A 13,283-nucleotide genomic window follows, 5' to 3' on the forward strand; every position below is an offset into this window, starting at 1 on the left:
GGGGTGGAAGGCACCGCACAGGGAGCGCGTGGCCGAAGCGCAGCACCGGAAGCGCGAGGTCCGGTCACCAGGGCGAGGGGGGATGGCCAGAAGGGGTGCACAACCGGGAGCGGAAACCCCCGGGCACGCCCTAACGTTGCCACATGTCCGAAATGCCATCACGGGTGGAATTGCGCCCGCTCACTCTCTCCGATCAGGACGAGCTCTGCTCCCTCGTGCAGGCCAGCGCCGAGCTGCACGGGCCCTACATGCAGTTGCCCGCCACCCCCGAGGACTTCCAGGCGTGGATGCGCCGCTTCGATGACGGCACGAACCTGGGCCTCCTGATCCGCGTCCGGGAGAACGGGGAGACGGCCGGCATGGTCAACATCAACTCGATCATCCGGGGCCGCTACCAGGGCGCGTCCCTTGGGTATGCGGCCTTTGTTCCGTACGCCGGGAAGGGGTACATGACCGAAGGGCTCAAGGCGGCGCTGCGGTACGCCTTCACCGAGCTGCGGCTGCACCGGCTGGAGGCCAACATCCAGCCGGGCAACAAGGCGTCCCTGGCCCTCGCTCAGCGTCTGGGCTTCCGTTATGAAGGGCTGTCCCCCGAATACCTTTACATCGACGGCGCCTGGCGCGACCACGAACGGTGGTCCATCACCGCACCGACCCCCTGGACCCCCGACCCGTCCCTGCCTGCGGTGTGAGCCGCGTCCGGGGCGTACCGGCACATGCGGGGACCAGGGCTGGTACCGCACGGTCTGGGTAGGGTTGGGCGGTGCCCGAGCTGGAGCAGTTGCATGCCGATCACGCCTCGGCGGTCCTGGCCTTCGAGCTGGCGAACCGCGCCTGGTTCGCCCTGTCGGTCCCGGATCGCGGCGACGAGTACTTCGACCGGTTCGCCGACCGGCACAGCGCCTTGCTGGCCGAGCAGGAGGCCGGCATCAGCGCCTTCTACGTGCTCGTCGCCGATGACGGCCCGGTGCTGGGCCGGTTCAATCTGTACGACTTCGAGGACGGCACCGCCACACTCGGCTATCGGGTCGCACAGCAGGTCGCAGGTCGCGGCGTGGCGACCGCGACCGTCCGGGAGCTGTGCCGGATCGCCGCAACCCGGCACGGGCTGCGCACGCTGCGGGCGGCCAGCTCGCACGACAACGTCGCGTCCCAGAGGGTGTTGACCAAGGCCGGGTTCGTCCCGGTCGGCCCGGCCGGACCGGGCGACCTCAGCGGCAAGACCGGCACCTGGTACCAGCGCAACCTCCAGCCGTAGATCCCCGGCCGTAGACACCCAAGCCGCAGGCCCCAGCCGGGGGTCTCGGTCCTGCTGGTGGCAGGCTCCGGCCCGCGTCATCGTCAGCCTCCGGCGCGGGCGGGGTCCCTCGGCGGGCCTCAGCGGGAGTTCGCCGGTCAAGTGCCCGGCGACCGAAGGACCCGAAAGACCCAAGGGCCGGGAAGACCGGAAAGACCCGAAGGGCCGGGAGAACCGGAGGACCGGGTGGACCGGAGGACCGGGTGGACCGGAGGACCGGGTGGACCGGAGGGCCGGGTGGACCGGAGGGCCGGGTGGACCGGAGGGCCGGGTGGACCGGAGGGCCGGGTGGACCGGAGGGCCGGGAAAACCCCAAGGACCCCCGAAGGACCCGAAGGACCCCGGCCCGGCCGTGTGGTCAGCGGGCGGCGGCAGGCTCGGGCAGGTCGCGGTGGCGTTGCACGTCGGCCAGCGAGGCCCAGTCGTCCCGCTCGTGCCCGGCCTCGATCGCCTCGGTCAGGAGCGCCGAGAGCAGGTCGCCGACCGGCAGGCGCAACCCCGTGGCGGCGGCCTGGGCGCGGGCGAGGTCGACGTCCTTGCGGCCGAGCACCGGGGTGAACCCGGCCGGCTGGAACGTCCCGGCGGCGATGAGCCGGCCGTAGTTCGTGTAAACGGGACCGGGCGTGATCGTGGCGGTGAACAGGTCCACCACGGTCGCGGCATCCACCCCGCCCCGTTCGGCGATCGCCACCGCCTCGGACAGCGACTGGATCGCCGAGGCGATCAGCACCTGGCCGGCGACCTTGACCACGTTCGCCTGCCTCGGCTCGGTCCCGACCTGCCACACGCGGGCGCTGATCGCGTCCAGCAGCGGCCGCACCCGGTCGATCAGGGCGGGGTCGCCCGCGGTGACGACGTTGAGCCTGGCGGCCTCGGCGACCGCGACCCCGCCGAACATCGGCGCCGCCACGTACCCGACGCCGTGCTCGGCGTGCCGCCCGGCGGCGTCCTCGGCGAGGGCGGGGCTGATCGTGGCGAGGTTCACGTGGACCGCGCCCGCCGGTGCCGCCTCCAGCGCGCCGCTGTCGAGGAACACCTCGCGTACGGCCGCGTCGTCGGCGAGCACCGAGAACACCACGGGCGAGGAGAGGAACAGCTCCCCCGGATGTCCCACCTCGACGGCGCCCGCCTCGACCAGCGGGGCCGTCCTGCGCCGGTCGCGGTTCCACACCGCCACCCGGTGCCCGGCCCCGATGAGGTTGCGGGCGATCGCCGCGCCCATGCCTCCCGTGCCCACCACTGTCACATCGGCCATCTCCATCACCTTCCCGAATGGAACCATCTCAATCGGTTCCACACTACAGGTTCCGGCCGTTTGTGGAACTGGCTCAGGCAGTTCCAAAAGCACGCCGGCGGGGGAAATCGCGAACCGGCTCAGGTAGTTCCAGGAGCACGCCGACGACAGGAGCGCGAACCGGCTAAGGTGGTTCCATGAGCACGTCGACGGGGAAGCGCGAGCCCGCGTTCCGGCTGGACAACGAGCGCCTGGCGTTCCGGTTCACCGCCACGCTCAGCGACCGCGGCGGCGTGCCGGTCGAGCGCCTTCCCGACCCCGGGCGCCTGGACGACTGGCTCGCCGCGAACGACCTGCGGCTGAGCAGCCACCGGGCCACCCCGTCGGACCTGGCCCTGGCCCGGCGGCTGCGCGAGGCCATCCACCGCGCCGGCACCGACGTCGCCCAGGGAGCCACGATCCAGCGGGCCGACCTGACCCTGCTCAACACCCTCGCCCGCGAGGCACGGGCCTACCCGGCGCTCACGCGCACGGGGATGCGCTGGCTCAGCGACGCCGACAACCACGTCGAGGCGAGCCTCGGCCTGGTCGCCGCCGACGCGGTCGTCATCCTCGGCGGCGAGGAGCGCGGCCGGGTCAAGACCTGCGAGAACCCGGACTGCGGCGGCCTGTATGTCGACACGAGCCAGGGCCGCAGCCGGCGCTGGTGCTCGATGAACTACTGCGGCAACCAGATGAAGAAGGCCAGGTTCCGCCACGGAGCCCCGCGGCCAGAACGCCCTGACCACTCTCCGGCGTGACCCGGCAAACCGGACGACGGCCACAACACTTAGCCCTTGCGCTAACCATTGAACCAGGACAATACTTAGCCGTGTGGCACAGTATTCGGCCCAGTTGGACGGGGTGCTCGTAGCGCTCGCCGACCCGACCCGGCGCGCCGTCGTCCGGCGGCTGGGGCGCGGGCCCGCGAGCGTCGGCGACCTCGCCGCCGCGTTCCCGATGACCCTCCCCTCGTTCATGAAGCACATCCGCACACTCGAGGCGAACGGCCTGATCAGCACGGTCAAGTCCGGCCGGGTGCGCACCTGCGTGCTCAATCGCGGGCAGCTCTCCCTCCTCGACGACTGGCTCGCCGAGCAGCGCCGGATCTGGGAGGAGCACACCGACCGCCTCGAACGGTTCGTGCGGGACCAAGCAGACCAGACCGACCAAGAGGAGGACCTCCGATGAAGCTCGACCCCGATCTCGACCTCGCCCTGGAGCGGGTCATCCGCGCCCCGCGCGCGACCGTGTGGCGGGCGTGGACCGACCCGTCCCAGCTTGAGCAGTGGTGGGTCCCGGCTCCGGCCCGCTGCCGGGTGCACCGGCTGGACGTGCGGCCCGGAGGGGCGTTCGTGACGCGGCTGAGCGAGGACGGGGCCGAGTTCGTCCCGCATCTCGACGCCTGCTTCCTGGCCGTGGACGAGTTCGAGCGGATCGTGTTCACCAACGCGATCGACAGCACCTGGCGCCCGGCGAACCCCGACCCGATCCCGATGACGGCCACGATCACGTTCGGCGACCATCCCGAGGGCACGGCCTACCGGCTGCTCGTCCGCCACCGCGACCCCGAGGCCCGCGCCCTGCACGAGAAGCTCGGCTTCGCCGACGGCTGGGGCACGGTCACGGCCCAGCTGGCGGGCTTCGCCGAGGCAGGGGGGCCGCGATGAGGCTCGTCCTGACGGAGTTCGTCACGCTCGACGGCGTCAGCCAGGGGCCAGGCTCCCCCGACGAGGACACCAGCGACGGTTTCGCCCTCGGCGGCTGGCTGGTGCCCCATCTCGACGCGGCGTTCGTCCGCTACACCTCCGACCGGCTCGATCTGGCCGACGGGCTGCTGCTCGGACGGCGTACGTACGAGGCGTTCGCCCGCGACTGGCCGAAGATCACCGACCCGGGCGACCCGTTCGCCGAGCGCATGAACACGCTGCCGAAGTACGTCGTGTCCAGCACCCTCGCCGAGGGCGCCTGGCACCCCACGACCGTGCTCAGGGGCGATCCCGTACGGACGGTCGCCGAGCTCAAGGCCCGTCCCGGCCGGGAGCTCCAGATTCACGGCAGCGCCCGCCTGGGCGACGCGCTGCTGTCGGCGGGCCTGGTCGACGCGCTGCGCCTGGTGGTCGCGCCCACCGTGCTCAGGACCGGCCGCCGCCTCCTGGCCGGCGGCCCCGGGGCCCGGGACGACGCCACGTCGGGACTGCGCCTGGTCCACCACGAGGCCACGCCGAGCGGGCTGCTGCTCCTGGAGTACGAGACGACCGGCCGGGCGCGCCGGGGCACGTACGCGGGCGTGACCGGCGTGCCGGGCTGACAGGAATCTGCACGTCCGATGACAGGACGCCTCGGCATGCTCGGGCACGCCCGCATCCGAACCCACCGCCGGGCACCGGCGGAATCGAGGCTCCCATGCTGTTCATCGAACTCTTCGTGCCCAGCGGGGTCTTCGGCCCGGACGAGCGCCGCCGCCTCGCCGGGCAGCTGACCTCGCGCAAGATCCTCACCGGCGACGACAGCGATCCCGGCGCCGATCCCGGCGTGATCAGGCTGTACGAGTCGCTCAGCGACGTCGTCGTCCACGAGGCGCCGGCGCCGCGGGCGGATCCGCCCTGCTACGTCGTCAACGTGTACGTCGCCGCCTGGGCCAAGGAGATCGGCGAGCACCTCGTACGGGAGATCACCCGCAGGCTGGGTGAGGCGGAGGGCGACCCGGACCGCCTCTTCCGGGAGCCGCGTGCGCTGGTCCACGTGATCGGGGTGCCCGACGGCGGTTACGGATTCGCCGGGAAGGTCCGCCGCTCCACCGATGTGCTGGACCTGATCGACCGGGCGAAGTCCCGGCGCCCCGAGGAGGCGCCGGAGGGCATGTTCGTCGACCCGGTCTGCGGCGCCCGCGTACCGGCCGGGGAGGCCGTCGTCACCGAGATCGACGGGACCACGTACGGCTTCTGCTGCGCCCACTGCCGCGCCCACTTCACCAGGCGCCGCCTCCAGGAGCAGACATGAGGCCCGCTCCTGGGGACGGGGTCAGGGGGCGGCGACGACGGCCTGGGTCTGGCGGCCGAGGCCGTCGATGCCGAGCTCCATGCGGTCGCCGGGCCGCAGGTAGACCGGCGGGTCGAAGCCCAGGCCGACGCCCGCCGGGGTCCCCGTGTTGATGAGGTCGCCGGGTTCGAGGACCATGAACTGGCTCAGGTAGCGGACCACGTGGACGGGGTCGAAGAGCATGTCCGCCGTCGAGCCGGTCTGCCGCCGGACGCCGTTGACGTCCAGCCACATGCCCAGGCCGCTGACGTCGCCCGCCTCGTCCGCCGTGAGCAGCCACGGCCCGCACGGGTTGAACGTCTCGGCGGACTTGCCCTTGACCCACTGGCCGCCGCGGTTGAGCTGGAAGTCACGCTCGCTGACGTCGTTGACCAGGACGTAGCCGGCGATCGAGGCGCGGGCCTCGTCGTCGCTGTCGAGGTAGCGGGCCCGCTTGCCGATGACGACGCCGAGCTCGACCTCCCAGTCGGTGGCCGTGGAGCCGCGCGGGATGCGCACGTCGTCGTCGGGCCCGACGAGGGTGTTCGGGGCCTTGGTGAAGATGATCGGCTCCTGCGGCGGCTCCTTGCCGGACTCCGCGGCGTGGTCGGCGTAGTTGAGGCCGACGCAGAGGATCTGGTGGGGCCGGGCGATCGGCGCGCCCACGCGCTCGCCGGCGAACCGCCGGACGTCCCCGGCGGCGGCCCGCTCGGCGACGGTGGCCGCGAGCGTGGCGAGGCCGGTGGTGCCGGTGGCGAGGAAGGTCCCGTCGAAGTCGGTGACGACGTCGGACACGTCGACGTAGGTGTCGGTGTCGATGGCGACGACCGGACGCTCCGCGCCCTGGTCGCCGATACGCATGAGTCGCATGAGGGTTCCAGATTCAGGGGTGGGTGGGGAGGGAGGTCACAGGTCCGCCGGGAGGCTGACGGTCTTGCCCGACTGGATGGACTCGTAGGCGGCCTCCACGATCCGCATGGCGTAGACGGTGTCGCCGGAGTCGATCAGCGGGGCGCGGCGCTCCACCAGCGAGCGCACGTAGTCGGTGACCTCGGTGAGGACGGACTCGTAGTGCCAGCCGCCCGGATGCCAGGCGTCGGGGCCGAACGGGACGCCGTCGACGGCCTCGCCCTTGTAGTCGTGCTGGCCGCGGAAGAGCTTGACCACGGGCTCGGACATCTGGTCGACGAGGATGCCGCCTTCGGTGCCGTACAGCTCCAGGCGCTCGCTGTGGGGGACCTCCGACACCGAGGTGAACCCGCAGGAGAAGTGGGCGCCGCTGCGCATCCGGCCGTACACCTCGGCGGTGTCCTCGATCTCGTTGTCGAGCGGGAAGACCTTCTTGGAGATGCCGGTCAGCTCGTCGAACTCGCCGAGCAGCCACTTGAGCAGGTAGAACGAGTGGGCGCCGGTGTCCATGACGAGGCCGCCGCCGAGGGCGTACTGGGTGCGCCAGTAGCCGGGCATCGACAGGTGGGCCTTCTCGTTGGAGCGCAGGTAGGTCCTGGCGTGGATGACCTCGCCGATCGCGCCTTCCTGGAGCAGCCGGTGCACGGTCTGGTAGGCGGCGATGTAGCGGGAGTTCTCGGCGACCATGAAGTGCACCCCGGCCTCGGCGGCCCGGCGCTGGATGGCCACCTGGTCGACGGCGGGGCGACCGCCGCCAACAGCGTCCGCGTCACGCTCGCCCGCGAACCGGGCCGCGTGCTCGTCCTCGGCGCCGGCCCGATCGGCCACCTCTGCGCCGAGCTGCTGCGGGTGCACGGCGTCCCCGTGCAGGCGGTCGAGCCCAACCCGTTGCGGCGCGAAGCCCTGCGGGCCATCGGCCACGACGTCGTGGACTCGGTCGAGGCCGCCGTCGCGCCCGTGGACGCGGTCATCGACTGCACCGGCGCGCCCTCGGTCCTCATGGCCGGCCTGCACGCCCTCGCGCCGCACGGCGCCTACGTGCTCGCCGGGTACGCGCGGGTGCCCGACGTGGACTTCGCGATCGTCTCCCGCAAGGAGGCCGAGATCCGCGGTGTCAGGTCGGGCCGCCGCGAGGACCTCGAATCGATCATCACGCTGGCCGCGGCGGGCCGCATCCAGCTTCCCCGGATCGCCCGATGGCCGCTGTCCGCCGCGAACGACGCGCTCACCGCGCTGCGCTCCGGACAGGTGCCCAGCCCCTCACCGCCGCCGAGCTGGCCCGCGAGCTGGACGTCAACCGCAGCACCGCGCTGCGGCTGCTCGCCGAGCTCGTCGCCACCGGCTACATCGCGCGCAGCCCGGCGACCAAGCGGTACGCGACCGTCCCCGCGAAGTTCTACGGCCTGGTCCGGGCTCCGGAGACCGACTGGAGCCAGATCATCGACCCCGTCCTGGCGGCGGTCCGCGACGAGTGCGGCGACGCCACCATGCTCGCGGTCTCGGCCAACGACATGATGGTCTACCTGTCGTTCTTCCCGACCCGGCACATGGTGGCCGTCTCCGAGCAGCTGGGCACCACGCGGCCGATCCACTGCTCGGCGCTCGGCAAGGCCTACCTGTCGGCGCTCGATCCCGACAACCTCGACGCCCACCTGGCCCGGCTGTCGTACGCCAGCGGGACCGAATGGGCCTCGAAGACCCCGGCCGAGCTGCGGCGCCGCGTGGAGGAGTCGCGCAAGGCCGGTTACGCCGTGGATCGGGACGAGACTTTCGACGGAGTGCGGTGCGTGGCGGTGCCCGCCCGCATCCGGGGCAACCTGATCGGCGCGGCCGGGATCTCCGGGCCGTCCAGCCGGCTGCCTGACACCCGGATCGAAGAGCTGGGCGAATACCTGGCCGCGAGCCTGTCAGCCCTCTGACCGCGCCCCCGCCGGGCGCGGGGCCGGACGGGTCAGTGCTCGTCCAGGATTTCGATCACCTCCGCCGTGACGTCGCGGGTGAGCGCGAAGCCGGCGACGGCCTCGGGGGTGCTGGGCACCGCCTCGCGGGCGGCCCGCAGGCTGTCGGCGGACTCCCAGCGCCAGACGCCGACCCACGTCCCGTCGTCGAGCCGGCCGAGGCGTGCCTCGGTGAGCCCGGGGACGACCGCCCGGGTGGCGGCGACGAGGTCGGCGTGCCGGGCCCGGAGCCGCTCGGCGTCGGCGGGATCGGCCTGGAATCGGGTGACAGCGATGACCGGCATGGCTGGACCTTCTCTCTAGAGTTGACTTCTAGTGACTGAATCTAGAGATAAACTCTAGCCATGAGCGATGTCAAGCGCGTGAGCAAGCGGACGCAGAAGGCGCAGGAGACGCGCCGGCGCATCCTGGAGGCCGCCCTGGAGCTGTTCGCGCGGGACGGCTACGGCGCGACGAACCTCCAGGACGTCGCGGCCCTGGCCGGGGTCGCGGTGCAGACGATCTACTTCGTCTTCGGCAACAAGCGCACCCTGCTGAAAGAGCTGGTCGACGTGACGATCGCGGGCGACGACGAGCCCGTGGCCACGATGGACCGGCCGTGGTTCACCGAGGCGCTGGCCGCCGCCACCGCCGATGACCTGCTGGCCGCCTACGTCACCGGCACCACCTCGATCCTGGAGCGGGTCGCCCCGATCGGCAAGGTCCTCGCCGGGGCGGTCGCGAGCGACCCGGAGGTCGCCGCCCTCTGGCCCGGCGTGGCGAACCCCCGCCACGCCGTCCACCGGAAGGCGGCCGAGGCGCTGACCGGCAAGCCGGGAGCGCGGGCGGACGTGCCCGCGGACGAGGCCGCCGACGTGCTCTACGCGCTGCTCAGCCCGGAGCTTTACCTGCTGCTCGTGCGCGAGCGCGGCTGGCCGCGCGAGCGCTGGGAGCGCTGGGCCACCCGCACGCTACGCGCCCAGCTCTGCTCGCCGCAGGGGGCCTGACCAGGCACACGACGACCTCGGTGGTGCGGGCTGCCCGGCGGCCTTACCACCTGCTGTACCCCGGTTCCGGGCGCGTGCGGGAAAGACCCGTGGGGGCGCCGGCTGGTGTGCTTGATCACCGGCAGCCCACCCGGCGTCCCACGCCCGTCCCCACGAGGTCATCGTGCCCCTCACGAACCACCCGGCCGCCGGTCACGGACGTCACCGTCTCCACCGTGAGCAGGCCAGGCGTGACCGGCTGTACGAGATCGACGCGCTGCGCATCAGCGCGGCCGTCGCGGTGGTCGTCTACCACTACGTCTTCTCCGGCCCGGAGAGCGGCGACAGCCCGCTCTCCTTCCCCGCCGCCGGCGAGGTCGCCAGGTACGGCTACCTGGGCGTGGACCTGTTCTTCATGATCAGCGGCTTCGTGGTGCTGCTCAACGCCTGGGACCGCGGGCCCCGGGCGTTCCTGGTGTCGCGGATCGTCCGCCTCTACCCCGCCTACTGGGTCGCCGTCACGATCACCGCCGTCGTCTCGGCGACCCTCTCCCAGGGGCAGTTCCCCGTCACGTTCGTCCAGTACGCCGCCAACCTGACGATGTTCAACGCCCTGCCCGACATCCCGAACGTCGACGTCGTCTACTGGACGCTGTGGGCCGAGATCAGGTTCTACGCGCTCATCCTCGCCCTGACCTGGTTCGGCGTGACGCGGGGCCGGGTGACCGTGATGCTGTGGGGCTGGCTGGCGCTCACGTTCCTGGTGCAGGCCGGCGTGCTGCCCCCGGTCGCCGACCTGGTGGTGCAGTCGGAGTTCGCGCACTACTTCATCGCCGGCATGGCCCTGTGCCTGGTCTACCGCGACGGCCTGACGCCGCAGCTCGGCCTGATCATCGGGCTCTGCCTGGGCAACGCGCTCCACCGGGGCGTCGCCTTCGCCGGCAAGGTCGGCGAACGCTACGGCACGGAGATCGCGCCGGTCGTCGTGGTGACCGTCATCGTCGCGATCTTCGTGGTGATGACGCTGATCGCGCTGCGCGTCACCCGGCCGCTGGGCCGCCCCTGGTTCGCCGTGCCGGGCGCGCTGACGTACCCGCTCTACCTCGTCCACGCGCACGTCGGCTTCGTGATCTTCACCGGGCTCGGCGACCGCGTGCCGCCGTACGTCCTGCTGGGCGGCACGATCGCGCTGATGGGCCTGGTCGCGTACGCGATCCACGTGCTGGCCGAGCGGCCGCTGGCCGGGGTGCTGAAACGCTACTTGGCGACCGGCCGGTAGGTGGCGACGATCACGCCGCTCTTCATCACCTTGGCGTCGATCAGCTCGAACGTCGTGCGGACGTCGCTCAGCGGCGCGGACAGCGACGGCCCGCCCTCGAACACCGGGTGGATCCAGAGCCGGACCTCGTCCACCAGCCCGGCCTTGACCAGGGCGTGGGTGACCTCGCCGTAGCCGTACATGAGGATGTCGCCGCCCTCCTGGGCCTTCAGCGCGGTGACCGCCTCGACCAGGTCGCCCTGCAGCACCTCGGTGTTCTTCCAGGCCGGGTCGGTGAGGGTGGTCGAGGCCACGTACTTCTTGACGTTGTTGAAGTAGGCGGCGCCCGTCTCCGGGTCGTTCTCGTCCCGCTCGGGCCACGTCGCGGCGAAGCCCTCGTAGGTGCGCCGGCCCATGAGCAGCGCGTCGGCCGCCGCGGTCTGCTCACCGGCGAGCGCGCCGGCCTCCTCGTCGAAGTACGGCATGGTGAAGGAGGGGTCCTCGATGGCGCCGTCGAGGGACATGTAGGTCGAGCTGATGAGCTTGCGCATGATGGCTGTTCTCCAGGTCCGTGTCGCGTTTCCTTGTGACACCTGAAGTCTGCCGGACGCCGCTTACGCTTCCCTTCAGGGCGCCTTACGACGGCCGTGAACCCGGAGGTCAGATCTCCTTGGCCTCGCGGCCGTGCACGATCAGCGCGTAGATGACCAGCACGTCGACCGCGATGACGGCCAGCGACCACCACGGGTTCACGCCGATCCAGGTGAGCTGGGTCATCGCGTTCAGCATGACCAGCACCACGGCGACCACCCGGGCCCACGTCTGCCCGACGGTCACCGCCAGCCCGGCGAAGAACAGCACGATGCCGAAGAGCAGGTGCAGCCATCCCCAGGTGGACACGTCGAACAGCAGCAGCCGCAGCGGCGTGCGCACGTAGACGTCGTCGTTGATGACCGCCGACAGCCCGCCGATGATGTTGAACACCCCCGACATGATCATCAGAAGGCCGGCGAACCACACCCAGCCCACCCAGCCCGTCACGGGCCTGCTCTGATAAGTCATGACTCCCCCCGAAGTCTTCCGCCCCTGCCTGCGCAGAGACTGTGACCTGGACATTCCCCCCTATGGCGTCATTCATCCAGGCTTCGGGGGCCGGGGGTCAGATGCCGATGGACGCCTCGGGCTGCATGAGCCGGCGGGCCGCCTCGGTGATCGAGCCCGACAGCGACGGGTAGACGGCGAACGTGTGGGCGAGCTGCCCGACCGTCAGGCGCTGCTGCACCGCCACCGACACGGCCAGGATCAGCTCCGAGGCCCGGGGCGCCACGACGACGCCGCCGAGCACGATGCCGGTGTGCGGGCGGCAGAACAGCTTGATGAAGCCGTCGTTGAAGCCCGACATCTTGGCCCGCGCGTTGGTCGCCAGCGGCAGCTTGACCACGTTCGCCTCGATCTCACCGGCTTCGATCGCCCGCTGGGCGACGCCGACGGCGGCGATCTCCGGGTCGGTGAAGATGTTGGAGGCCACCGTGGCCAGCCGGAGCGGCTGCACGGCCTCGCCGAGCGCGTGCCACACGGCGATGCGGCCCTGCATGGCTGCGACGGAGGCGAGCATGAGCACGCCGGTGCAGTCGCCGGCCGCGTAGACGCCGGGCGCGGAGGTGCGCGAGACCTTGTCGACCTTGACGAACCCGCCCCGGTCGAGCTGGACGCCGGCCTCCTCCAGGCCGATGCCGCCGGTGTTGGGCACCATGCCGACGGTCATGAGCGCGTGGGAGCCCTCGGCGGTGCGGCCGTCCTCCAGGGTGACGACGACGCCGTCGGCGGTGCGCTTGACGGAGGAGGCGCGGGTGCGGCCCATGACGTTCATGCCGCGGCGGCGGTAGACCTCTTCGAGCACCTCGGCGCCGTCGGCGTCCTCGTTGGGCATCATGCGGTCGCGGCTGGAGACCAGCGTGACCTCGGCCCCGAGCGAGCGGTAGGCGCCGGCGAACTCGGCCCCGGTGACGCCGGACCCGATGACGATCAGGTGCTCGGGCAGCTTGTCGAGGTCGTAGAGCTGGCGCCAGTTGAGGATGCGCTCGCCGTCGGGCTCGGCGCCCGGCAGGATGCGCGGGGTCGCGCCGGTGGCGATCAGGACCACGTCGGCGCGGATGGTGCGGTCGCCGGCCTTGACCACCTGCGGGTCGACGAGCCGGCCCCGGGCCTTGATGATCTCGACGCCCTCGGCCTGGACGCGGGTGGCGATGTCGGCCGACTGCGCCTGGGCGAGCTCCTTGACGCGCTTGTTGACCAGCGGCAGGTCGACGTGCGCCGCGCCGATGTCGCCGTCGGCGCCGCCGGTGAAGGCGACGCCCAGCGACGGCGCGTCGAGCAGCGCCTGCTTGCGGACGGAGGTGGCGATCAGCGTCTTGGAGGGCACGCAGTCGGTCAGCACGCAGGCGCCGCCGGGGCCGTCCTGCTCGACCATCGTGACTTGCGCGCCTAGTTGCGCGGCCACCAGCGCCGCCTCGTAGCCGCCTGGTCCGCCACCGATGATCGCAATCCTCGTCACGTTCCCATTGTCCCGCATCGCCTGAGCTGCTGACGAACGGGGCGGGCC

Annotated in this window: 17 protein-coding genes and 1 pseudogene; 11 read left to right on the plus strand and 7 right to left on the minus strand. The window is 71.7% G+C overall.

Annotation, left to right across the window (positions count from 1 at the left end):
• Nucleotides 1-143: 143 nt before the first annotated feature.
• A complete protein-coding gene (locus ACBI99_RS12375; RefSeq protein ID WP_375072331.1) occupies nt 144-692 on the plus strand; it encodes a GNAT family N-acetyltransferase in 549 nt (182 codons plus the stop codon).
• A gap of 71 nt (nt 693-763) precedes the next feature.
• Entirely contained in the window at nt 764-1,258 is a 495-nt protein-coding gene (locus tag ACBI99_RS12380; protein WP_375072332.1) for a GNAT family N-acetyltransferase, read from the plus strand.
• A 397-nt stretch (nt 1,259-1,655) separates the two neighbouring features.
• Here the strand turns inward: ACBI99_RS12380 and ACBI99_RS12385 are convergent, their stop codons facing one another.
• Entirely contained in the window at nt 1,656-2,552 is an 897-nt protein-coding gene (locus ACBI99_RS12385) for an NAD(P)-dependent oxidoreductase (protein ID WP_375072333.1), read from the minus strand.
• A 176-nt stretch (nt 2,553-2,728) separates the two neighbouring features.
• Here ACBI99_RS12385 and ACBI99_RS12390 point away from each other — a divergent pair, with 176 nt between their 5' ends.
• The 5 genes from ACBI99_RS12390 to ACBI99_RS12410 all read left to right on the plus strand — a co-directional run bounded on the left by ACBI99_RS12390 (nt 2,729) and on the right by ACBI99_RS12410 (nt 5,573).
• Entirely contained in the window at nt 2,729-3,331 is a 603-nt protein-coding gene (locus ACBI99_RS12390) for an ABATE domain-containing protein (protein ID WP_219499906.1), read from the plus strand.
• 73 nt (nt 3,332-3,404) lie between these two features.
• Nucleotides 3,405-3,761, plus strand: a complete 357-nt coding sequence (locus ACBI99_RS12395; protein WP_308125593.1) for a metalloregulator ArsR/SmtB family transcription factor — start codon at nt 3,405-3,407, stop codon at nt 3,759-3,761.
• On the plus strand, nt 3,758-4,240 hold the full coding sequence (locus tag ACBI99_RS12400; RefSeq protein ID WP_219499907.1) for an SRPBCC domain-containing protein: 483 nt from the start codon (nt 3,758-3,760) through the stop codon (nt 4,238-4,240). Before ACBI99_RS12395 ends, ACBI99_RS12400 begins: the two co-directional genes overlap by 4 nt.
• The gene (locus ACBI99_RS12405) at nt 4,237-4,881 is read left to right on the plus strand and encodes a dihydrofolate reductase family protein (protein ID WP_357584177.1); all 645 of its coding nucleotides are present in this window, start codon (nt 4,237-4,239) and stop codon (nt 4,879-4,881) included. Before ACBI99_RS12400 ends, ACBI99_RS12405 begins: the two co-directional genes overlap by 4 nt.
• Nucleotides 4,882-4,976: 95 nt before the next feature.
• Nucleotides 4,977-5,573, plus strand: a complete 597-nt coding sequence (locus ACBI99_RS12410; RefSeq protein ID WP_375072334.1) for a hypothetical protein — start codon at nt 4,977-4,979, stop codon at nt 5,571-5,573.
• Between the two features lie 21 nt (nt 5,574-5,594).
• On the opposite strand, the gene ACBI99_RS12415 is transcribed toward ACBI99_RS12410, so the two are convergent.
• Nucleotides 5,595-6,461 (minus strand): fumarylacetoacetate hydrolase family protein, encoded by an 867-nt coding sequence (locus ACBI99_RS12415; RefSeq protein WP_364173333.1) that lies wholly within the window; start codon nt 6,459-6,461, stop codon nt 5,595-5,597.
• Nucleotides 6,462-6,497: 36 nt separating this feature from the next.
• Nucleotides 6,498-7,187, minus strand: a complete 690-nt coding sequence (locus tag ACBI99_RS12420; protein WP_375072439.1) for a Gfo/Idh/MocA family protein — start codon at nt 7,185-7,187, stop codon at nt 6,498-6,500.
• A gap of 108 nt (nt 7,188-7,295) precedes the next feature.
• Between ACBI99_RS12420 and ACBI99_RS12425 the strand changes: the two are divergent.
• Nucleotides 7,296-7,688 (plus strand): annotated as a pseudogene (locus ACBI99_RS12425) (zinc-binding dehydrogenase); the annotation flags it as partial.
• Nucleotides 7,689-7,696: 8 nt separating this feature from the next.
• Entirely contained in the window at nt 7,697-8,419 is a 723-nt protein-coding gene (locus ACBI99_RS12430; RefSeq protein WP_375072335.1) for an IclR family transcriptional regulator, read from the plus strand.
• 32 nt (nt 8,420-8,451) lie between these two features.
• Here ACBI99_RS12430 and ACBI99_RS12435 read toward each other — a convergent pair whose 3' ends face one another.
• Nucleotides 8,452-8,742, minus strand: coding sequence for an antibiotic biosynthesis monooxygenase (locus tag ACBI99_RS12435; protein ID WP_219499911.1), 291 nt, complete (start codon nt 8,740-8,742; stop codon nt 8,452-8,454).
• Between the two features lie 60 nt (nt 8,743-8,802).
• On the opposite strand from ACBI99_RS12435, the gene ACBI99_RS12440 reads away from it, so the two are divergent.
• Together ACBI99_RS12440 and ACBI99_RS12445 are read left to right on the plus strand one after the other, a co-directional pair.
• Nucleotides 8,803-9,444: a TetR/AcrR family transcriptional regulator gene (locus ACBI99_RS12440; protein ID WP_219499914.1), complete on the plus strand. Its 642-nt coding sequence runs from the start codon at nt 8,803-8,805 to the stop codon at nt 9,442-9,444.
• Between the two features lie 163 nt (nt 9,445-9,607).
• The gene (locus ACBI99_RS12445; protein WP_375072336.1) at nt 9,608-10,702 is read left to right on the plus strand and encodes an acyltransferase family protein; all 1,095 of its coding nucleotides are present in this window, start codon (nt 9,608-9,610) and stop codon (nt 10,700-10,702) included.
• Here the strand turns inward: ACBI99_RS12445 and ACBI99_RS12450 are convergent.
• The 3 genes from ACBI99_RS12450 to ACBI99_RS12460 form a co-directional block, all read right to left on the minus strand.
• Nucleotides 10,681-11,232 carry a dihydrofolate reductase family protein gene (locus ACBI99_RS12450; protein WP_357584189.1) on the minus strand — a complete coding sequence of 184 codons (552 nt, stop codon included), beginning with the start codon at nt 11,230-11,232 and terminating at the stop codon, nt 10,681-10,683. The two genes, ACBI99_RS12445 and ACBI99_RS12450, sit on opposite strands and share 22 nt — an antisense overlap.
• A 109-nt stretch (nt 11,233-11,341) precedes the next feature.
• On the minus strand, nt 11,342-11,743 hold the full coding sequence (locus ACBI99_RS12455; RefSeq protein WP_246643787.1) for a hypothetical protein: 402 nt from the start codon (nt 11,741-11,743) through the stop codon (nt 11,342-11,344).
• A gap of 97 nt (nt 11,744-11,840) precedes the next feature.
• Nucleotides 11,841-13,235 carry an NAD(P)H-quinone dehydrogenase gene (locus ACBI99_RS12460; protein ID WP_219499921.1) on the minus strand — a complete coding sequence of 465 codons (1,395 nt, stop codon included), beginning with the start codon at nt 13,233-13,235 and terminating at the stop codon, nt 11,841-11,843.
• Between the last annotated feature and the right edge of the window lie 48 nt (nt 13,236-13,283).

The sequence above is a fragment of the Nonomuraea sp. ATR24 genome (genome assembly GCF_041950485.1).
GTDB lineage: Bacteria > Actinomycetota > Actinomycetes > Streptosporangiales > Streptosporangiaceae > Nonomuraea > Nonomuraea ceibae.